This is a genomic window from Paenibacillus sp. cl130 (assembly GCF_900116035.1).
Lineage (GTDB): Bacteria > Bacillota > Bacilli > Paenibacillales > Paenibacillaceae > Paenibacillus > Paenibacillus polymyxa_B.
This window is the reverse complement of the sequence record NZ_FOYG01000001.1, coordinates 830,119-851,173: the sequence shown is the minus strand read 5'-3', so window position 1 is coordinate 851,173 and position 21,055 is coordinate 830,119. Positions and strand designations below refer to the sequence as shown.

Here is a 21,055-nt window from a genome sequence, read left to right as displayed (position 1 = left end):
AAGGGTGATCTCATGGATGCAGCGACCCCCGTCGTTGAGTTAAAGCAAATTACAAAACGATTCCCCGGCATCGTTGCCAACGACTCCATCAGCATCAAGCTGCATAAGGGAGAAATTCATGCCCTTTTGGGTGAGAATGGCGCGGGTAAATCTACGCTTATGAATATTCTTTTCGGACTGTATCAGCCGGATGAAGGGACAATTGAAATCGGAGGTAAACCCGTACAGATTGATAGTCCAAATAAGGCGATTGATCTGGGGATTGGCATGGTGCATCAGCATTTTAAACTCGTACAGCCGTTTACCGTGACCGAAAATATTGTCCTGGGCTCGGAGCCACGTAAGGGTCTGAAAATCAATTATAAAAAGGCTGCCGCAGAAGTACAGCGGTTGTCTGAGCAGTACGGCCTTCAGGTAAATCCGAATGCCAAAATTGAGGATATATCTGTTGGTATGCAGCAACGTGTAGAAATTATTAAAACGCTCTATCGTGGTGCAGATATTCTGATTTTCGATGAGCCTACAGCTGTACTGACACCGCAGGAGATCACTGAGTTGCTGGACATTATGAAACGCTTGGTCGCTGAAGGCAAATCAATTATTCTTATTACTCATAAACTTAAAGAAATTATGCAAATTGCAGATACGGTTACGATCATTCGCAGAGGTCAGGTTATTGATACGGTCAAGACGTCTGAAACAACACCCAATGAGCTGGCTGAAAAAATGGTGGGCCGTCGTGTGTCCTTTAAAGTGGACAAGCAGCTTGCGCAACCAGGACAGACGGTACTGGAAATGAACAATGTAATTTCTAAAAACAAGGATGGCATTAATGTTCTAAATGAGTTGAACCTGCAGGTTAAGGCGGGCGAGATTTTGGGGATTGCCGGAGTAGATGGTAATGGACAGAGTGAGCTGATCGAAGCTTTGACAGGCTTACGCAAGGTGGATGGTGGGAGCATTCGTTTGCTCGGACAAGAGGTGGCCAATCAGCCACCACGCAAAATTTCAGAGGCAGGCGTTTCACATATACCGGAGGACCGTCATAAGCATGGGTTGGTGCTCGATTTTTCTATGAGTGAAAATATGGTGCTGGAGACGTATTACCAGGCGCCTTACAGTAAAAATGGCTTCTTGAACAAAGATGCTATAGAGAAACAGGCCAAAAGTCTTATCGAAAAGTTTGATGTAAGAACACCGGATATTCACACGAAGGCAAGAGCATTATCTGGTGGGAACCAGCAGAAGGCTATCATTGCGCGTGAAATTGATAAAAATCCAGACCTTCTCATTGCAGCACAGCCTACACGCGGTCTGGATGTCGGAGCTATTGAATTTGTCCAGAAACAACTGATTGCCCAACGGGACCAAGGTAAAGCTGTATTGCTCATATCTTTTGAACTGGACGAGATTATGAATGTATCCGACCGAATTGCTGTCATCTATGAGGGCAAGATTGTCGGGGAAGTGCTGCCAGAAGAAACGAATGACCAGGAACTGGGACTGATGATGGCAGGAAGTGCAGTGAAGAAAGGAGTAGAGAATGGCTAATCTATTGAAAATATTCACAAAAGACTCCTTTGTACTGGCGCTGGTCTCTATTATTTTGGGTCTCCTTCTGGGTGCTATTGTGATGCTGATTGGCGGGTATGACCCTATTGTGGCCTATTCTGCTTTGTTTAGCCGTGTATACGGAGATTCCTACAACTTTGGAGAGGCTATCCGTGAGATGACTCCGCTGATTTTAACGGGGTTGGCATTTGCTTTTGCGGCCCGCGCCGGTTTGTTTAATATCGGCGGCGAAGGTCAGTTTCTGGTAGGTATGACAGCTGCTTCGATTGTGGGCATTAAACTCCATGGGTTGCCAGCTATCATTCATGCACCGCTAGCTGTAATTGCAGGGGCCGTTTTTGGAGGTCTGTGGGCTGCGATTGCTGGCTATTTGAAGGCCAAAAGAGGTGTGAATGAAGTTATTACATGTATTATGATGAACTGGATTGGTCTGTATTTGGCTAATTTGGTGATCAATCAGTTCGCACTTATGGATGGTGAAAATCGTTCTGTGGATATTCAGCCTTCTGCTTCAATTTCCATCGAATGGCTGTCCCAGATGATGGGGAATGCTCGGGTACATTGGGGCACAGTTATTGCTGTGCTGGCAGCAGTCTTTTTCTACATTTTCATGTGGAAAACAAAGCAGGGCTATGAGCTTCGGGCTGTCGGATTTAATCAGGATGCATCCCGCTATGCAGGTATGAATGTAAATCGTAATATCATAAAAGCGATGTTTATTAGTGGGGTTTTTGCCGGATTGGCAGGCGCCTTTGAAGTGCTGGGAGTATTCCATTATCAATCTGTCATGGCAGGATCACCGGGAACGGGTTTTGATGGTATCGCTGTAGCTCTGATTGGGATGAATAACCCATTCGGTGTGCTGCTCGGTTCTGTTTTGTTCGGAACGCTTACGTATGGTTCTGCGGGGATGAGCTTTAGCGCAGATGTACCGCCCGAGATTATCCGGGTTGTCATTGGCTCGATTATTTTCTTCATTGCGGCCCAAGGTATTGTACGTTGGGTTGTGAAGCCGCTCTACTCCAAGCGTAAGAAAGAGAAGGTGTTGTAAAATGAGTTGGTTAACACTTGGTGAATTAATCCATACAACGCTCGTTTTTGCGACGGCGATTATTTTTGCGTCTCTCGGCGGAGTTTTTTCAGAAAAATCCGGTGTAACGAACCTCGGGTTGGAAGGACTTATGGTATTTGGAGCGTTTGCAGCGGGTGTTGGCGGATTTTATGCCGAGCAAGCTGGACTAGGAGGCACCTCTGCGGCTTGGGTAGGTGTGCTGTCAGCTGCCGTGTTCGGTATTTTGGTTTCGCTAATTCATGCTGTAGCCTCTATTACGTTTAAAGCCGATCAGGTTATAAGCGGTATAGTTATTAACTTTCTGGCAGCAGGTAGTACACTGTACATGGTTAAGCTTTTATTTGAGGGAGATGGTGACACCGGTCGGATTCAGGGTTTCAACGAAATATCCATCCCTTACCTTGTGGATATCCCGATTGCAGGAAAAGCCTTTTTCCAAGCTTACCCAACGACATATCTAGCCATTCTATTAGTTATTATTGGCTATTTTACTTTGTATAAAACACCGTTTGGCTTGCGTTTGCGTTCCGTTGGGGAGCATCCAGGAGCGGCTGATACAGTGGGTATTAAAGTAAATCGTCTTCGTTATATTGGTGTTATGATCAGTGGGGCGTTGGCTGGGATTGGTGGAGCTACAATCACTCTGACTACAACCAACATGTTCTCGCACAATACAGTTTCGGGGCAGGGATATATTGCTATTGCCGCTATGATTTTCGGTAAATGGAATCCGCTCGGCGCTTTTGGCGCAGCAGTGTTTTTTGGTTTTTCACAAGCCATTCGCAACTATGTGCAGCTGTTCGCATGGTCGCAAAGTATTCCCCAGGAAATTATTTTTATGTTGCCGTATCTCCTGACGATTATTGTACTGGTAGCGGCTGTCGGACGTTCACGCGCTCCGGCCGCTTTAGGTCAACTTTATGATCCAAGCAAGCGTTAAAACTTATAGACAGCTAATGTGCATGTTTTGAAAAATGTACATTGGTGTGAGGATTTTGCAAAAATCCCATAAGCGACTTCCAGTGAACAAGATATAGATCGAAATGGTTTAGTTTGTCTATATCTTGCTTCGGAGCGACTGGAATCGAATTTCGCAAAATCCTGGTGTATAAAAAATCTGGTATCTGCATGTGCAGGTACCAGATTTTTTTATATTGTGCAGGCATTTAAACATACGCTACTGGCATGAATGGAATAGACTGTGCTATGCAGATTGGACGGGACGCTCGGCCCCTGTCAGCTCCGGTCTATTTTGTGGTGGTGATGAGCTATCAAGGAGCCGTTCAATCTGTCCATCCGTTGAGAAAGAAGGAGGAAATACGATGAAACAGGCAGTAACCAGAAAGCAGGTGGAGAAGCTTGTCGGCAAAGTCATCTTTGCTACTCGTAAGGATGGTTCCCAGGTCAGCGGCAAGCTGATTCGCATTTCGGGTAACCGACTGGTTCTTCAACCAAACCGCAAGAAAAAGGTAAACACGAAGGCGATTATTCCTCTGGTGCTGTTTGACTTGCTTGCCATCGGCACAGCTCCATACATTGGTGCCTATGGTGGGGGATATGGAGGCTACGGTCCAGGTTATGGAGGACCAGGATATGGTCCGCAGCCAGGCCCGTATACAGACGGGGGATACCCCGGAGTAGGATATCCGTATTACCCTAATTTATTTTAGTCATACAAAATCTTGAGCCCGAAAAAGATACTTTTTACAGTGACTTTTCGAGTTCATGGCATCGGCTCAGAGCTACGTATCGCAGTATTTGATATTGATGACGCAGATAAAAATGGATCCCCCTGATATTGTCTTCGTCCACCATAACTTTAGCCCGCTTGCAGCGACGTAGTCGTCCGTAGTGTTCGGCATGCTCCAGCAGTTTTTTTCCGTATCGCATACCTTGATGAGCCGAAGAGATTGCGATCAAATCAATGTATAATAGTTCGCCATGCAGCATAACATGAATGAAGCCAACAACCTGTGCATTATCCGGTCTGCAAGCTACAAAAGTGATGCCCCGGTTTAAGCGCCGGGGTAATTCTTTGCGTATTTGTTTCATTTCTTGGGCACTTAAATGCGATAGGGGGACAAGCTCTTGCTCGATTAGACGAAAGATGATGGTGTCATCTTGAGAGCTGCGTTTTCGAATCATAAACGGGCCTCCTTTTCTACCCTTTTAACAAGATAAGACGTGGCTTTGGAGGAGTGCACTGTCTCACCGTGTGGTCTTTTTTATAATATGCGGGTACCTCTTACAAGCGTGCGACTCTGAGGTGCTTCAGAAAAGAAACATAAATTTTTATGAAATATGGGTATTGACTATCCCAGATGAGAGACATATAATGTGTCTAAACATTTGAAAGAATGACATGAACTCAACGGCAATGAAGAGGACGAAGTGATTAGGGCTCTTTTGTTCAGAGAGTGAGGCATTAGCTGCAAGCTTCACCAAAATCCCTTTTTAACGAGCTCACCTTGGAGCTGTTTTCCTGAAAAGTATTTGGGCCCGATGATATTAACGGTGCGCTGAATCACCTATTAGGGAAAATCGTACGGTCTACGTTACAGACGCCAGATATGGAGATCCTTTGCGATTTCTGTACCTGCCAAGGTTCGATATTGCGAAATATCGGGCAAACACGGGTGGTACCACGGAAGCTACAGCCTTTCGTCCCTCAGTAACAGCAAGTCTGTTCTAGGGATGAAAGGTTTTTTTGTTTTTACAAATGTCAGATGTATGTAAATTTTGTAAAGGAGGATGACCAATGAGTGCACAAATTCCTGAAGTTAGGTCAACCAATGAATTACGTGAAAAGTGGATGAAGCCTGAAGTGATTACAGGTTCGGAAATTTTACTCCGTAGCCTGTTGCTGGAGGGAGTAGATTGTGTCTTCGGATATCCAGGTGGTGCAGTGCTTTATATCTATGATGCCATGTATGGCTTTAAGGATTTCAAGCATGTCCTCACTCGTCACGAGCAAGGAGCTATTCATGCGGCAGATGGTTATGCACGGGCGAGCGGTAAAGTGGGCGTATGTATCGCGACTTCCGGACCTGGAGCGACAAACCTGGTAACTGGTATTGCGACGGCTTTTATGGATTCGGTGCCGTTGGTGGTCATCACGGGTAACGTTATATCTTCCCTGATCGGTACGGATGCTTTCCAGGAAGCCGATATCACGGGAATTACAATGCCGATTACGAAGCACAGCTATCTGGTAAGAGATGTAGAGGATCTGCCGCGAATCATCCATGAGGCATTTCATATTGCCAACACAGGGCGGAAGGGACCGGTGCTGATTGATATTCCGAAGGATATTTCCGCAGCCCAGACGTTGTTCGTTCCACAAACGGGACCAGTGACCATGCGGGGTTATAACCCGAAAGTGCTGCCCAACAAAATTCAACTAGACAAGCTAACTCAAGCTATTTCCGAAGCAGAACGTCCATTCATTCTGGCAGGTGGAGGAGTTGTATACTCCGGTGGACATGAAGCACTTTACGAGTTTGTTCGTAAAACGGAAATTCCTATTACGACAACATTGCTCGGATTGGGTGGTTTCCCAAGTGGACATGAACTGTGGACGGGGATGCCGGGGATGCATGGAACATACACCTCCAATCAGGCGATTCAACAGTCAGATCTGTTGATCTGTATCGGAGCCCGCTTCGATGATCGGGTAACAGGCAAGTTGGATGGGTTTGCTCCTCAAGCTAAAATCGTCCACATTGATATCGATCCTGCTGAAATTGGAAAAAATGTTGCAGCAGATATTCCTATCGTGGGTGACGTGAAGGCAGTGCTGGAATTGCTGAATCAGGATGTGAAACGCGCGGATCGAGCTGATGCATGGAGAGCACAAATTCAGCATTGGAAGAATGAGAAACCTTATTCTTATAAGGATTCTGAAACGGTGCTTAAACCACAATGGGTTGTTGAGTTGTTGGATGAAACGACCAAGGGCGGCGCAATCGTAACGACGGACGTGGGACAGCATCAAATGTGGGCAGCGCAGTATTACAAATTCAATCAGCCACGCTCATGGGTCACCTCTGGTGGACTCGGTACGATGGGATTTGGTTTCCCTTCTGCAATCGGTGCTCAGATGGCCAATCCCGACAGATTAGTAATATCGATTAACGGGGACGGCGGTATGCAGATGTGTTCGCAGGAATTAGCCATCTGTGCAATCAATAACATTCCGGTTAAAATCGTTATTATCAACAACCAGGTGCTTGGAATGGTTCGCCAATGGCAGGAATTGATCTATGACAATCGGTACAGTCACATTGACCTGGCTGGAAGTCCGGATTTTGTGAAACTTGCCGAAGCATACGGTGTCAAAGGGCTGCGTGCTACGAATAAGGAAGAGGCACGTCGGGCTTGGCAGGAGGCGCTTGATACACCCGGACCGGTCGTTGTCGAGTTTGTAGTCAGCAAGGAAGAGAACGTATATCCGATGGTGACGCAAGGTTCGACAATTGATCAAATGCTGATGGGGGACGAGTAAAATGACAACAAAAAATACCATTGCTGTACTGGTAAATGATCAACCCGGCGTTTTGCAACGTGTGTCCGGCCTGTTCGGTCGCCGAGGCTTTAACATTGAGAGCATAACTGTGGGACAATCGGAAGAAGTTGGATTATCCCGTATGGTCATTGTGACTGTAGGGGATGAGAACAACCTGGAGCAGATTGAAAAGCAGCTTTACAAGCTGGTTGATGTGATCAAGGTCATTGATCTCAGTTCCAAGCCGATGGTAGCTCGGGAATTGGCGATGATAAAGGTAAAGGCAGAACCGCCTCAGCGGCCAGAGATCATGGGCGTGGTAGAAACATTCAGAGCAGCTGTAATTGATGTTGGAACGACGAGCTTGATCGTACAGGTCATTGGCGATACAGAAAAAATTGATGCCATGATCGAGTTGTTGAAGCCTTACGGTATTCGGGAGTTGACTCGAACCGGGGTTACAGCTATGATACGTGGCAATGCTTAATATGGAGCTTTAACGAATTACCGCTTATAGCGCATTACATCAATAAAGAACCGCCCGCATAAGAGCGGGGGCTCGAAGAGATTTTTAGATACTAATCACGAGGGAAGTCTCTTGGAGTACCCGCTCATTATGAAGGGTCCAATTAAAAGGAGGAAATTAACCATGGCAGTTACAACGTACTACGAAAAAGATGCAGAACTCAGCGTATTGAAAGGAAAGACAGTGGCCGTTATCGGTTACGGTAGCCAAGGACATGCTCAGGCACAAAACTTGCGTGACAGTGGTGTGAATGTTGTTATTGGTTTGCGTGAAGGCAAATCAGCTGATGTCGCAAGAAACGACGGTTTCGAAGTTCTGAACGTAGCTGATGCAACAAGCCGTGCAGATGTGGTTCAAATTTTGTTACCTGATGAAACTCAAGCTTCTGTGTACAAAAATGAAATTGAACCTAACCTGAAAAAAGGCGCAGCTCTTTTGTTCTCCCATGGTTTCAACGTTCATTTTGGACAAATCGTAGCTCCTAAAGATAGCGATGTATTGCTGGTTGCTCCAAAATCCCCAGGACATATGGTACGTCGTACCTATGTAGAAGGGTTTGGGGTACCGGGGTTGATCGCAATTGAGCAGGACGCAACGGGTCAAGCCAAAGAAATCGGTCTTGCTTACGCAAAAGGCATTGGCTGTACACGTGCGGGCGTAATTGAAACCTCCTTCCGTGAAGAAACGGAGACGGATCTGTTCGGTGAGCAGGCGGTATTGTGTGGCGGCGTGAGCGCACTTGTAAAAGCGGGCTTTGAAACATTGACTGAAGCAGGTTATGCTCCTGAGATGGCATACTTTGAATGCTTGCATGAGCTTAAGCTGATCGTTGACCTGATGTATGAAGGTGGATTGGCAACGATGCGTGATTCCATCAGTAATACAGCGGAATATGGCGATTATGTAACTGGACCACGCGTGGTAACGGAAGATACGAAGAAAGCCATGAAGGATGTATTGACTGACATTCAACAAGGTAAATTTGCTCGTGACTTCATCCTTGAAAATCAATCTGGACGTGCATTCCTGACGGCTACTCGTCGTAATGAAGCTAACCATCCGATTGAAGTGGTGGGCGGACAATTGCGTGAAATGATGCATTGGATCAAAAAGTAATAATCTTTTGTACTATGAACTCGACAACATGAATTATTTATAAATATTAATTACAATGCGGCCCTGCTTATTGCGTGAGCCGCATTGTAATTTAAGGGTCCTAATCCTGAGGAGGTGCGTTAGGTTGCGCAAAATATATATATTTGACACAACGTTGAGAGACGGAGAACAGTCACCTGGCGTGAACTTGAATACTCGTGAGAAAGTGGAGATCGCTCATCAGTTGGAGAAGCTGGGAATCGATCGTATGGAGGCTGGGTTCCCGGCTGCTTCTCCGGGTGATCTGGCGGCTGTTAATGCAGTAGCAAAAGCTGTAAAAAATTCGACGGTTATTGGCCTTTCACGTGCAAGGGAACAGGATATTGATGCGGTTCGCGAGGCACTCAAGGGAGCTCAGGACCCGTGTATCCATATCTTTTTGGCAACTTCACCTATTCACCGTCAGCATAAGCTGCGGATGGAGAAGGCACAGGTATTGGAAACCGCTCGTGCTGCCATACGCTATGGGTTGAAATATTTGCCTAAAGTGGAGTTTTCTTTGGAGGATGCAGGTCGTACAGAGCTTGATTTTGTGGTTGAAATGGTCACTATGGCTGTACAAGAAGGGGCTTCTGTCGTCAATATTCCAGATACGGTAGGTTACTTGACACCCTACGAGTATGGAAATATATTCAAACACATTAAGGAAAATGTGGTCGATGTGGAGAAGATTCAATTGAGTGCACATTGCCACAATGACCTGGGAATGGCTACCGCTAATACACTTGCTGCCATCCTGAACGGTGCGGATCAGATTGAGGGAACCATTAACGGTATCGGTGAACGCGCTGGAAACACCGCCATTGAGGAAATCGCCATGGCACTGGAGACGAGACAGGAATTTTTTCAGGCCAAAACGTCTCTGCAATTGTCTGAAATTGCGCGCACGAGCCGTTTGGTTAGCCGTTTGACGGGGATGGTAGTGCCGGGCAACAAGGCGATTGTTGGAGCCAATGCTTTTGCGCACGAATCAGGTATTCATCAAGACGGTATGCTGAAAGAGAAAACGACCTATGAAATCATGACACCAGAAAGTATCGGTCTGAAAGAAAGCAAACTGGTACTAGGTAAGCACTCAGGTCGTCATGCTTTCCGTGAGCGTTTGATCGAGTTGGGCTACGAATTGAACGAAGAAGATCTGAATCGCGCTTTTGGGCAGTTCAAGGATTTGGCTGATAAGAAGAAGGAAGTTTCGGACGATGATATTTTGGCATTGCTGGAAGAAAAATTGGCCGATGCACCTGAAGTTTTCAAGCTGGAAACCATCTTTGTTACCTATGGGAACAAGGCTACGCCTTCCGCACAAGTGCGTCTGGTTAACGATGAAGGTCAGGTTATCGAGACAGAAGCTGAAGGAAATGGTTCAGTCGATGCGATCTATAATGCGATTGACCAAGCCAGCAGCGAGAGCGTTGTACTTTCAGATTACTCCATCAAGTCTGTTACCCATGGTAAGGACGCTCTGGGTGAAGTCCATGTAGTACTGACGCAAAACGGACTGTCTGTACAGGGACGCGGGGTAAGCACCGATATTCTGGAAGCAAGTGCTCGGGCTTACGTGGATGCGCTGAATGGTTTGATCGACAAGCGTAAAAACTACAGTAATCGCGTAGATTATAAATCTTAATTTTATGTAGACTTAAGAGTTGGATATATACAGGATCGGGTGTTTCCGGTCCTGTTTTCTTTTTCTCTGATGAAAAAACAAGCTTATAGGCTGTGCCTATTGAATTGATAGATTCTATATCTTGGTCAAAGCCCTGCCATGTATGTTACAAAGAAGGTATGAAAAATACAGTTGTATAGCTGTATAACAAGAGGAGTGTACGTGATGGCAGACGTTAAAAAGATTGCGGTAATAGCGGGAGATGGAATTGGACCGGAAGTGGTCGCAGAGGCAGAAAAAATTTTGAAACGTACGGAAGAAGTGTTCGGCCTTTCATTTGAAACGGAGCATGCGCTGTTCGGCGGGATTGCCATTGATAAGAAGGGCACACCATTGCCAGAAGAAACACTGGCAGTATGTCAATCTGCAGATGCTGTTCTGCTGGGGGCGGTAGGAGGACCACAATGGGACAACAATCCAAAGGAACTTCGTCCTGAAACCGGACTGCTGGGCATACGCAAAGAGCTCGGTCTATTTTCGAATCTTCGTCCTGCTGTCGTCTTTGACTGTCTCAAGGACGCATCTACATTGAAACCGGAAGTGTTGGAAGGAACGGACCTGATCGTGGTGCGCGAACTGACGGGCGGCATTTATTTCGGCGAGAAGTTCAGACGAGAAAGTCCTCAAGGTGAGGAAGCAGTTGATACTTGTGCATATAATGTAACGGAAGTAGAGCGTATTGTGCGCCAATCTTTCGAAATTGCACAAAAACGTCGCAAAAAACTTGCATCGGTGGATAAGGCTAATGTACTGGAAACCTCCCGTTTATGGCGTGAAGTAGTTAACCGGGTTGCTGTAGACTACCCGGATGTCGAGTTGGAGCATGTATTGGTCGATAACTGTGCCATGCAATTGCTGCGTCGTCCATCTAGCTTTGACGTCATCGTGACGGAAAATATGTTTGGTGACATTCTCAGTGATGAAGCAGCTATGCTGACCGGATCCATCGGCATGCTCTCCTCCGCATCACTTGGACAAGGCAGCTTCGGCCTATACGAGCCGGTACATGGCTCGGCGCCTGACATTGCAGGTCAAGGACTGGCGAATCCCATTGCAACGATTTTGTCCGTTGCTTTGATGTTCCGTCTCACCTTCGGGTACGAGAAGGCAGCTGATGCCATTGAGAAAGCGGTAGCTGAGGTACTGGATGCAGGGCACCGTACAGCGGATATTGCGGTGGATAAATCTCAAGCGATCTCGACAACTCAAATGGGCGATCTGATCGCAGCAGCTATTCGTTAAAAGCTCCATAAATGTACCCGTTCTGAAAAAAAAGCTTCCTATTATATAGTAAGGTTATACAGTACAGCCTTTTCGGCAGATGTTTGGCACAGTAGCTCCTGAGCAATCAGGAGCTACTTGTATATTCGAAAGTTCAAAATGTGAATAAGTTGTGAATTTTTAAGCTAGTTTAAAATAATTATAAAAAAGTAATGGTTACAATATTGACTTTGATTTCAGCGAATGATAACATTTATCAAGTAAGTTGTTCATTACAATACAGATGATTGAGGAAAGCACATTCGGTGTTTTTCTTACATATTTTAAAGGAGGATTTCATATTATGGCAGAAAGATTGGTAGGAAGACCCGCCCCTGATTTTGCATTGGAAACAGTAACTGGAGACGGTCAAGAATTTGGTTCGGTGAAGCTTTCCGATTACCGTGGCAAGTGGCTCGTATTTTTCTTCTATCCACTGGATTTCACTTTTGTGTGCCCTACGGAAATTACAGCATTGAGCGATGCTGCTGACCAATTCAAAGAGCTGGATACTGAAATTCTGGGTATCAGTGTAGACTCCGTGCACAGCCACAAAGCATGGATTAACACAGCTAAAGAAAACAACGGTCTGGGCAAACTGAACTTCCCATTGGCTTCTGACATCACGAAAAAAACAGCAAGCGATTATGGTGTTCTGATCGAAGAAGAAGGCGTTGCATTGCGCGGTTTGTTCATCATTGATCCAGAAGGCGAATTGAAATATCAAGTGGTTAACCACAACGACGTAGGCCGCAGTGTGGAAGAAACTTTGCGTGTACTGCAAGCTTTGCAATCCGGTGGCTTGTGCCCAATGAACTGGAAACCAGGCGATCAAAATCTGTAATATAAGCTTCACAAGTTGAAATTAAACAAGCAAGCCCCCAACTAGCGGTTACTCTTCCGTTATTGGGGGCTTGCTTGCCTGCTCTGTGCAGCGGAAGATGTGAGGATAGCCTGTTTGAATGAGACAATACAGAGTGAAGTAACAAATAATTATGGAAATGTTGTTGTGTTCTGGAGGAATTTTGCCTGATGAAAGCGAATAAGGTATTGTAGAAGATAAACAAGGCAGAACAGGTTTTGTTCAGAGGAGGCTGAGCCCGGATGAGTTATTGCTGTGGAGCAAGCATGGTAGGAACCAAGGGAACGCTGAAGCATTACCGCACCCAAGTTCATAATGTTCCTTTGCTGTTTTGCCCGGTATGTCGTCGCATTGAAGTTCATTATAAAGTCGAAAATGAGTATGAAATTCTGGCTGAATATGCACATGGAGATGGGGCAACCGAGATTGATTTTCAGGATTATGTCATGGAAGACGATGATACGATATTTGAAAATTGTGTGAATCGTGAAAGTGAAGATGCGTTTGAAATTGTGAAGCGTCAAATTGACATATCCCTGGATTTATTGATGGTAGCCAAACAGATGAATGATGAAAAATGGCAGGGAGAGCTTAAGAGAAGACTGGCCGTTATGAGCCAAAGACGATCCCGGCTTCAACATAATAAGAGCGGCAGTTGACATCCTACACACCAAAGAAGCTCTCAATTCTGGAGAGCTTCTTTGGTGTGTAGGGCGCTTGTTCCTAACGTAATCTTTCATTTTGGTAATGTTGCGCAGATATTATGACGAAAGAAAACAGGATAAAAATGTGGATTCGACACTTTTTCCGATTGACTGCGATCCTTAATCTTGTCTATCATAAAATAAGACTCGAATTGGAAACAGATGGTCGGATTTCTGTGAAACTGTTTTCTACACCATTGAAGGGTAGTCGATAGATGCCTTTCTCTTCTTCAAGATTATTACGCGTCCGATACGGCCAGTTTGTCATTCCGAAACAAGGGGGAAGCCTGGCATGATCAGTGAATTCCAAGAAGCCTTGCTTGATACCGTGGGAGCTTGTCCTTCCACACAGATCGCCAATAACAAGTATGAAAATGTGCTGGAGAACCTGGATAGTGGTATCATGCTGTTTGACAGTGACGGGGTACTGACCTTTATTAACGTGCAAATGGCGAAATTGCTGGAGCTACCACGGAGTTCGCTAGCAGGTCGCAATTTGATGCAAATTTTGCATCATCCTGAGTTAAGTCGGTTTAAGAAGAAGAAAATCATGCGGATTTATAAAGAAACTATCTTTCATAGAAAGCGCTATCATGAGTTGATTGATGAGTATGGTCGGCATTGGTTGATAACAGTGACCTACGGTGATCAGATGGATGGCGATTTTTTGTTTAGCGTTAAGGATGTGTCGGATTATAAGCAGATTGAGCAGACGGCGTATCAAAACGATAAGTTGGCGATGCTGGGACGCATCTCTGCCTCTATCGCCCATGAAATCCGTAACCCGCTTACCGCAATCCGGGGCTTTATTCAATTGCTTCGACCGCATTTGGTGGAGTTGGGCAGGGATGAGTATGCTCGGATTATATTAACAGAGATTGATCGTGCGAACGACATTATTTATGAGTTCTTAAATTCGTCCAAGCCTTCGGCTCCGCAAAAAACGGCTGTATCTGTGATGGGGCTACTGAAAGAGGTAGTGATGCTGACAGAAAGCGAAGCATTGATGAAGGGTTGCCAGATTGCATTGGATGAAAATGATGAGCTCATGAAGGTTTCCATTGACGTGAAGCAGATTAAGCAGGTTATCCTCAATATGATTAAAAATGCGATGGATGCCATTGAAAGCATCGGTGGGGAACGAGAGGGCTGCATCGATATCCATACAGTGCTTGAGGGCAATTATGTTCACATTTGTATTGAAGATAACGGATTAGGTATGGATCACAATACATTGGCGCGTTTATTTGATCCTTTTTTTACAACAAAAGAAAGTGGAACCGGATTGGGACTGGCTGTGAGCTATCGAATTATCAAAAATCACGGAGGCTTCATACATGTAGACAGTAAACATGGAAGTGGCACACAATTTAAAATTACGCTTCCTGTAGTTTAATATGGGGAGGTTTTCGCAGAGGGGTCCTGTACATACTATTTCTTTTATGTTGTGCAGCGTTGGGGTATAGGTATCACCTTTTTGGAAAAGGTTGTCTGAAGCGCATAATCTGACAAGATGATGCGCTTTTTTGGTGCTGTAAGCTCGGTTATTTGCGTAAATGCGAAAATGAATTCACGAATTTAAGACAAAAAAATGATTCACCTTTCACAGATTAAATGCTATTATATACCAGAATACAACATTATTTTTGATACTATAGACTTAAACAACGGCTTCCAAAGCTGTCAAACGTCTTAGATGATCGGAATCTCCGATATGCAGGGGGCTGAAGAGGCTGAATGAGTATACGGCTGGAAGTAAAAAAAACGATAGGTATCGGCATTGCTTCGATAGTTTTGTTTGTCTTGGTTCAGTTATTTCACGTAACTTTGAATAAGATATACTCCCATAATGTTTTTTTCTTGTTATATCCGATTGTAGGATTTGCCTGTGCTGCGATTTGTTTTTGTATTTTTTATCAATCCTGGTCCGTTTTACTGGAACAGTTATCTTTGCAGAGGCTTCTTATTGCCCCGACGTTTTTGGTGGCTGGTCTGCTTTACCTTGTTCATATTGTTTCGTTTAGTTTCGTAAGCCTGACGGACTTTGCTTTGTCTCCGGGCATTTCGTTATGGCTGCTGTTTGTAAATCGTGCCTTTACCGCTGTCTTGCTCTTATGTGTTTGTTTCCTCCCGTTTAGCAAGACGAAGTCTGAATACAAAACAGTGGCTTTGTGGGCGGGGATAGGCTGCACTTTGCTGATTCTAGGAGTTATTAAGACATTTGGTGCAGGCTTACCAGATCTACGTATACGATACGAAATAGGCAACCTGGGCTGGACGTTAAATCTGGCTGTGATGTTACTGCTTGTGCTCACTTTTATTTTCGGGGTGAGAAAATATCGGAAAGCCCGCCCGGCAGAGTTGGGCATGTTGCTTATTATTCGTGGGATTGGGCTGTGTGTTGTGAGTCAGTTGTTCTATTTATTTGCTGAGCAAATGAGCGATATTAATCACCTTCTGGGACTTTTGACCAACGCGATAGCATTTTATAATATGTTGAGCGGGCTGGTTCGGTTGATGGTTCTGGTTCCTTATCGTGAAAAGCAGGCAGCAGAATCTGAGTTTAATCACATTGCTTATAATGATGATATAACAGGACTCCCCAATCGTCGTCGCCTTTCCCAACGCTTAGATAAAATATTGCGCAAATCATTAAAATCGGATGAGACAATAGCGCTTTTAGTGCTAAATATTGATCGTTTCAAGGCGATTAATGATTCGCTTGGACATATGGCAGGGAATTATTTGCTGTATGCAGTAGGCGAACGCTTGGGGCATTTTAGCCATGAAGGGGAAGCTGTCTTTAGCATGGGCGGAGATGAATTTGCCTTTCTTCTAACGGGATACGAAGATACAGATGCTATGAGAAATCGTATTGATGATATGGTGAAGCTGTTCGATCAGCCTTTCGATATTGATGGAGAGTCTTATCATGTGACGGTGAGCGTTGGTATAGCTTTATACCCGTTGGATGCGAATCAGAGTGAACAGCTTATTCAGCAGGCGGATACGGCTGTCCATAGTGCCAAAGAGCAGGGAGTGAATTTTCAGCGGTATGCCAGCGCGATGCAGATGCGAGCGCATGAAAGACTCCAGCTGGAAAATGATCTGCGGCGAGCGCTTGAAAATGAGGAATTTTCATTGGTGTATCAACCACGTGTCCACCTGCAAAGTGGTGAGCTCACGAGTTTGGAGGCACTGGTGCGCTGGAATCATCCTCATCGTGGGATGGTGATGCCGGGCGATTTTATTCCGGTGGCTGAAGAAAGTGGTTTAATTGTGCCCTTGGGGGAATGGGTGTTACGGGAGGCTTGTCTGCAAAATAAGCAGTGGCAGGAGCTCGGGTACCCAGCAATCCCGATTTCGGTCAATTTATCCATGCGCCAATTTCAGCAAAAAAAGCTGGTGGATGTAATTCGGGGCATTTTGACCTATACGGAACTTGAAGCACGCTATCTAGAGCTGGAGATTACCGAAAGTATGACCTTTGATAAGGATCGGGCCTTTGAACAGTTGAAAAAAATAAAGGCTATTGGTGTTGCAATCAGTATTGATGATTTTGGAACTGGCTATAGCTCATTGCATTATTTGAAGAATCTCCCGATTGATCGTCTAAAAATTGACCGTTCCTTTGTAAATGAGGTACTGGTCGACAGCAAAAATGCGGCAATTGTATCTACTATTGCCTCCATGGCTCACCATTTGAAGCTGAAGGTTACGGCTGAAGGGGTGGAAAATGAGGAGCAACTTCATTTTTTGCAGGCACAGGATTGTCATGAGGGTCAGGGATATTACTTTAGTCGCCCCATTCCGGCAGAAGTCTTTGAAAAATTGTTTTTACGTAAACCTATGAATTGGCTGGCTCAGGATAGTATGTAGTATGCTTGCATTTTGCTGAAAGGTAAGTTATACTAAATAACATCCTGATTCAGCTGGTTGACGATAGGTTAAGCGTGTCATACATAAGAATCGCGATGTTATAAAATGCGGGTGTAGTTCAATGGTAGAACTTCAGCCTTCCAAGCTGATAGCGTGGGTTCGATTCCCATCACCCGCTTACTGTTTTAAGAAGTTCGGAATCCTTGTGACGCAAGGGTTTTTGTTTTATTTGGAGCTAGATAAATACATTATAGCCGGGATGCCAACGGGGTATCACGGCTTTTTTGCGTTCTTACGAACTATTTTTACATTGCTGCACAAAATAAAATATAAAATATTTATCTTATATGCTATAAATAAACAGATAAAAAGAACTATTTACCAATTACTAAAAAATAAGTATAGTCGCATTGTTGGGATTTAACTAAAAAAAGGATGGTGTAGCTGCAATGAGGAAATTTTCTTTTCTGTTTTTAGCATTAACTTTGATGCTGTTTAATTTTCCAGCTAGTTCTACGTTCGCCGCTGCTGATTTTCCAAATACGTCGACGAATGGAATGACTGGTTTTGCCGGACAGGCTAAAAGTGAAAATGGAGCTACGAAGTCTGCCACAACGGGGGGAAAAGGTGGTCAGGTCATCTATATCAATAATCTAAACGATTTGAAAAACCAGTTAGGGGATTCAACCCCTAAAATTCTGGTAATCGAAAAAAATATTTCTGCCTCCTCTAAAACCGTGGTCAACATTGGTTCCAACAAATCACTCATTGGTTCTTACGCGCAAAACAAGCTGGTTAACATTCATTTGAAAACAACAAATAATTCGGGAAATGTGATCTTTCAAAATTTAACTTTTGAGCACAGTGCCAACATTAACGGTAACGATGACATCCAACTTTATCTCACGGCAGGTACAAATTATTGGATTGATCATGTTACATTTGCAGGTCACAATTATAATGCGAATGGCTCGGATTTGGACAAACTTTTGTACATAGGTCAATCGGCTGATTATGTAACCATTAGTAACTCCAAATTTGCCAATCATAAATATGGTCTCATTTTGGGATACCCTGATGATGGCAATAAAAATTATGATGGCATGCCCCATATCACGATCGCTAATAATTACTTTGAAAACTTGCTTGTACGTGGCCCAGGACTTATGAGATATGGATATTTCCATGTTAAAAATAATTATATTAATAATTTCCAGCTTGCTTACACCATTGCTACGAATGCAAGAATCTATTCTGAGTACAACTACTTTGGAAAAGGTAGTGAAAAGGGCGGTATTCTTGATGATAAAGCCAATGGCGAGTTTAAAGATGTGGGGAGTTTACCCGCCATCAACAACCAAAAATCGCGTGTAACCAACTGGAACCCAAGCAAAAACTATAGCTATCAGGTACAGACTCCTGAATATACTAAAGAGTTTGTAACGAAATATGCAGGTTCGTCCAATACAACTTTGGTATTCGGAAAATAACGCGGGTTATTTGCAAATGTGTTGTGATCTGCTATACTGACTGCAAGTAAGTATCCCATGAAAAGGAAGGTAACCATACGTCCGATGAAGTAAGCACACTGATTTTCCCACTTAACTGCACAGTTACTGGCAGGCGGCTGTAAGCTGCAACGGGAGAAGTGTGTCTGAAAATGAATGTAGGGACGTATGCGTTTATTCCGGAACGGGATTTGGCTTATTCGTTTGCGGTGTTATTTTTCATAAGCGTATGTTCTGAAACGATTCATAACAGTCATTCTATATTCCTTGTATGCAAGCCGCAGCCTTCTGCGGCTTTTTTTATTGCTTCCGGGATCAAAAAACCGGACTGGGAAAGGATGATCGTGGTATGAGAACAATTTTGCGTATTCGCAATGTAGTAAAGGATTGGAACGGGACATCTTTATTTGAGAATGTGTCACTGGATGTGATGGAAGGAGAACGGCTCGCACTGTTTGGAAGAAATGGAGCAGGTAAAACGACGCTATTGCGAATATTGCTGGGAGATGAAGCACCAACCTCTGGTCAAGTAGAGCATGATTTGCCACTGGAAGAGCGGGGCTGGCTGAAGCAGCAGGATACGGTGGCTTGGTCTCGAACCGCACTGGAGGCCGCACAGCAGGCCAGCCCTCGGCATTGGCGTCTCAAACAAGCGTTGGGACAGCTGGAAGCTGACCTAGCCGATGCTGGGAAGGATATGGAGCATCATCTGGAGCGTTACGGCGAGCTGATGGATGAATACGAACGCCTGCAAGGCTTTGCCTGGGAGTCTGAGGTGGAAAAGGCGCTCACTCGAATGGGAATGCCTGTTCAGACGTGGTCCATTGCTTATGGTGACCTGAGTGGCGGACAGAAGACAAGAGTGCGATTGGCCGGACTCATGGTCAGGCAGCCGAAGCTGCTAGTGTTGGATGAGCCGACCAACCATTTGGATGCCGAAAGCTTGCTTTGGCTGGAGCAGTGGCTGTCTACGTATCCGGGAACGCTGCTGTTTGTATCGCATGACAGAGCCTTTTTGGATCGGGTGGCTACGAGTATAGTTGAGCTCACATCGACAGGTATTGGGCGCTATAAAGGCGGCTATAAGGAATATAAAGCGCAAAAGGAGCGGGAACTGCGAGAGCAGGAAGCCAGCTATCGAAAGCAGGAGCTGGCGAAACAGGCGCTGGAGGAAACGATTCGAAATTACAGGGAATGGTTTCATCAGGCGCATCGTGGCGCATCCAAGGTTGAGATGGCCGTTACTCAGAGCTTTTATAAGGCCAAGGCTAAAAAAAATATTTCCCGTTATCATGCGAAGGAGAAGGAACTAGAGCGACTGGAGGCCAATAGAGTAGAGCAACCGCGTGAGGCTGCGTCTTTGCACATGAAATTAAGTGACAGCGGGTTTCAGGCAAAATATTTGCTGCGTGCTGAGCAGGTTGACTTTAGCTACGACGACCGTATCATTGTGAAAAATCTAAATCTGATCGTTGCACGTGGAGACCGTCTGGCTGTTCGGGGGCCCAATGGAATTGGTAAAACCACGCTGCTTCGGTTATTAACAGGTCAACTGGAGCCGCAGACGGGAAAAATCACAGCCAACCCACAGTTGAACATCGGATATTTTTCACAGGAGCTGGAGCAGCTTCCGGAGGATCAAACGTTGCTGGACAGTCTGCTTGCGCTCCCGACGATGACCCAAACAGAAGCGAGAACGGTGTTAGGCTGCTTTCTTTTTGCGAAAGAGGACGTGTTTAAAAGGATCGGGACACTTAGTATGGGAGAAAAATGCAGGGTAGCTTTTCTTCGTCTGTACTTTAGTGGAGCCAATTTGCTGGTGCTGGATGAACCGACGAATTATTTTGACATTGAAACCCGTGAAATTGTAGAGGATTCTTTGCGTAACTATGATGGAGCACTGGTGCTCGTCTCACATGATCGGGAGCTGGTGAGGTACACGGCAACTCGGTTACTCGATATGAAGCCGGGGGGCGGATATGAAATCTATGAGGGGACAGCCGACGAAAAGCAAGAAGATGAGCTAAGCCGTCAACGGGAGCCAGAAGACCAGGAGCGGCGTGAGGAACGTCTTCGATTACAATTGCGTCTTACAGAGTTGATGGGAATGACGGGCACGAATGACGAAAATGAGAAGTTGTTGAGCGAAATCAGGCGCATTCGTGCAAATCTGGAGCGGTTGGATGATCTCGATATCTAAAGAAATGAACGTATGCCCTGCTTGCCAAAGCGCGGTAGTTTGCATATAATAATGAACAATAGTTCGAATTTTTGAAAATGTCTTGATGGAGAAGAGTAGACAGTGTCCGATTGAACAGGGAGGAAGCGCCGTAGGATTGAGAGCGTT

At 45.0% G+C, this 21,055-nt stretch carries 16 protein-coding genes and 1 tRNA gene; 16 read left to right on the top strand and 1 reads right to left on the bottom strand.

Going from position 1 to position 21,055, the window contains the following annotated elements:
• Positions 1-12: 12 nt before the first annotated feature.
• The 4 genes from BM358_RS03975 to BM358_RS03960 all read left to right on the top strand — a co-directional run bounded on the left by BM358_RS03975 (position 13) and on the right by BM358_RS03960 (position 4,314).
• The gene (locus BM358_RS03975; protein ID WP_023987756.1) at positions 13-1,551 is read left to right on the top strand and encodes an ABC transporter ATP-binding protein; all 1,539 of its coding nucleotides are present in this window, start codon (positions 13-15) and stop codon (positions 1,549-1,551) included.
• Positions 1,544-2,623: an ABC transporter permease gene (locus BM358_RS03970; RefSeq protein ID WP_013309382.1), complete on the top strand. Its 1,080-nt coding sequence runs from the start codon at positions 1,544-1,546 to the stop codon at positions 2,621-2,623. The genes BM358_RS03975 and BM358_RS03970 overlap by 8 nt, the downstream gene beginning before the upstream one ends.
• A gap of 1 nt (position 2,624) precedes the next feature.
• Positions 2,625-3,584 (top strand): ABC transporter permease, encoded by a 960-nt coding sequence (locus tag BM358_RS03965; RefSeq protein ID WP_010349245.1) that lies wholly within the window; start codon positions 2,625-2,627, stop codon positions 3,582-3,584.
• Positions 3,585-3,966: 382 nt separating this feature from the next.
• A complete protein-coding gene (locus BM358_RS03960; RefSeq protein WP_023987757.1) occupies positions 3,967-4,314 on the top strand; it encodes a hypothetical protein in 348 nt (115 codons plus the stop codon).
• Positions 4,315-4,348: 34 nt separating this feature from the next.
• Here the strand turns inward: BM358_RS03960 and BM358_RS03955 are convergent, their stop codons facing one another.
• On the bottom strand, positions 4,349-4,789 hold the full coding sequence (locus tag BM358_RS03955) for a GNAT family N-acetyltransferase (protein ID WP_023987758.1): 441 nt from the start codon (positions 4,787-4,789) through the stop codon (positions 4,349-4,351).
• A gap of 613 nt (positions 4,790-5,402) precedes the next feature.
• On the opposite strand from BM358_RS03955, the gene ilvB reads away from it, so the two are divergent.
• The 12 genes from ilvB to abc-f all read left to right on the top strand — a co-directional run bounded on the left by ilvB (position 5,403) and on the right by abc-f (position 20,908).
• Entirely contained in the window at positions 5,403-7,148 is a 1,746-nt protein-coding gene (gene ilvB, locus BM358_RS03950; protein ID WP_023987759.1) for a biosynthetic-type acetolactate synthase large subunit, read from the top strand.
• Between the two features lies 1 nt (position 7,149).
• Positions 7,150-7,635 (top strand): acetolactate synthase small subunit, encoded by a 486-nt coding sequence (gene ilvN / locus BM358_RS03945; protein WP_023987760.1) that lies wholly within the window; start codon positions 7,150-7,152, stop codon positions 7,633-7,635.
• Positions 7,636-7,797: 162 nt separating this feature from the next.
• A complete protein-coding gene (ilvC, locus tag BM358_RS03940) occupies positions 7,798-8,790 on the top strand; it encodes a ketol-acid reductoisomerase (RefSeq protein WP_013309387.1) in 993 nt (330 codons plus the stop codon).
• Between the two features lie 124 nt (positions 8,791-8,914).
• Positions 8,915-10,456 (top strand): 2-isopropylmalate synthase, encoded by a 1,542-nt coding sequence (locus tag BM358_RS03935; RefSeq protein ID WP_025724101.1) that lies wholly within the window; start codon positions 8,915-8,917, stop codon positions 10,454-10,456.
• A gap of 204 nt (positions 10,457-10,660) precedes the next feature.
• Positions 10,661-11,737, top strand: a complete 1,077-nt coding sequence (gene leuB, locus BM358_RS03930; protein ID WP_028542967.1) for a 3-isopropylmalate dehydrogenase — start codon at positions 10,661-10,663, stop codon at positions 11,735-11,737.
• A gap of 322 nt (positions 11,738-12,059) precedes the next feature.
• Positions 12,060-12,599 (top strand): peroxiredoxin, encoded by a 540-nt coding sequence (locus BM358_RS03925; protein WP_023987763.1) that lies wholly within the window; start codon positions 12,060-12,062, stop codon positions 12,597-12,599.
• Between the two features lie 260 nt (positions 12,600-12,859).
• Positions 12,860-13,276 carry a hypothetical protein gene (locus tag BM358_RS03920; RefSeq protein ID WP_013309391.1) on the top strand — a complete coding sequence of 139 codons (417 nt, stop codon included), beginning with the start codon at positions 12,860-12,862 and terminating at the stop codon, positions 13,274-13,276.
• Positions 13,277-13,613: 337 nt separating this feature from the next.
• Positions 13,614-14,717: an ATP-binding protein gene (locus tag BM358_RS03915; protein ID WP_023987764.1), complete on the top strand. Its 1,104-nt coding sequence runs from the start codon at positions 13,614-13,616 to the stop codon at positions 14,715-14,717.
• Positions 14,718-15,058: 341 nt separating this feature from the next.
• A complete protein-coding gene (locus BM358_RS03910; RefSeq protein ID WP_028542966.1) occupies positions 15,059-17,200 on the top strand; it encodes a bifunctional diguanylate cyclase/phosphodiesterase in 2,142 nt (713 codons plus the stop codon).
• Positions 17,201-17,307: 107 nt separating this feature from the next.
• A tRNA-Gly gene (locus tag BM358_RS03905) sits at positions 17,308-17,378 on the top strand.
• A 310-nt stretch (positions 17,379-17,688) separates the two neighbouring features.
• Entirely contained in the window at positions 17,689-18,690 is a 1,002-nt protein-coding gene (locus BM358_RS03895) for a polysaccharide lyase family 1 protein (RefSeq protein WP_371263053.1), read from the top strand.
• 367 nt (positions 18,691-19,057) lie between these two features.
• Complete coding sequence (gene abc-f, locus BM358_RS03885; RefSeq protein WP_028542964.1) at positions 19,058-20,908, top strand: ribosomal protection-like ABC-F family protein; 1,851 nt, start codon at positions 19,058-19,060, stop codon at positions 20,906-20,908.
• Positions 20,909-21,055 lie beyond the last annotated feature (147 nt).

Bases quoted from the DNA above. Each gene is read 5' to 3' on its own strand.
- BM358_RS03975 (WP_023987756.1), top strand. From the start codon at position 13: ATGGATGCAGCGACCCCCGTCGTTGAGTTAAAGCAAATTACAAAACGA.
- BM358_RS03970 (WP_013309382.1), top strand. From the start codon at position 1,544: ATGGCTAATCTATTGAAAATATTCACAAAAGACTCCTTTGTACTGGCG.
- BM358_RS03965 (WP_010349245.1), top strand. From the start codon at position 2,625: ATGAGTTGGTTAACACTTGGTGAATTAATCCATACAACGCTCGTTTTT.
- BM358_RS03960 (WP_023987757.1), top strand. From the start codon at position 3,967: ATGAAACAGGCAGTAACCAGAAAGCAGGTGGAGAAGCTTGTCGGCAAA.
- BM358_RS03955 (WP_023987758.1), bottom strand. From the start codon at position 4,789: ATGATTCGAAAACGCAGCTCTCAAGATGACACCATCATCTTTCGTCTA.
- ilvB (WP_023987759.1), top strand. From the start codon at position 5,403: ATGAGTGCACAAATTCCTGAAGTTAGGTCAACCAATGAATTACGTGAA.
- ilvN (WP_023987760.1), top strand. From the start codon at position 7,150: ATGACAACAAAAAATACCATTGCTGTACTGGTAAATGATCAACCCGGC.
- ilvC (WP_013309387.1), top strand. From the start codon at position 7,798: ATGGCAGTTACAACGTACTACGAAAAAGATGCAGAACTCAGCGTATTG.
- leuB (WP_028542967.1), top strand. From the start codon at position 10,661: ATGGCAGACGTTAAAAAGATTGCGGTAATAGCGGGAGATGGAATTGGA.
- BM358_RS03925 (WP_023987763.1), top strand. From the start codon at position 12,060: ATGGCAGAAAGATTGGTAGGAAGACCCGCCCCTGATTTTGCATTGGAA.
- BM358_RS03920 (WP_013309391.1), top strand. From the start codon at position 12,860: ATGAGTTATTGCTGTGGAGCAAGCATGGTAGGAACCAAGGGAACGCTG.
- BM358_RS03915 (WP_023987764.1), top strand. From the start codon at position 13,614: ATGATCAGTGAATTCCAAGAAGCCTTGCTTGATACCGTGGGAGCTTGT.
- BM358_RS03910 (WP_028542966.1), top strand. From the start codon at position 15,059: ATGAGTATACGGCTGGAAGTAAAAAAAACGATAGGTATCGGCATTGCT.
- BM358_RS03895 (WP_371263053.1), top strand. From the start codon at position 17,689: ATGCTGTTTAATTTTCCAGCTAGTTCTACGTTCGCCGCTGCTGATTTT.
- abc-f (WP_028542964.1), top strand. From the start codon at position 19,058: ATGAGAACAATTTTGCGTATTCGCAATGTAGTAAAGGATTGGAACGGG.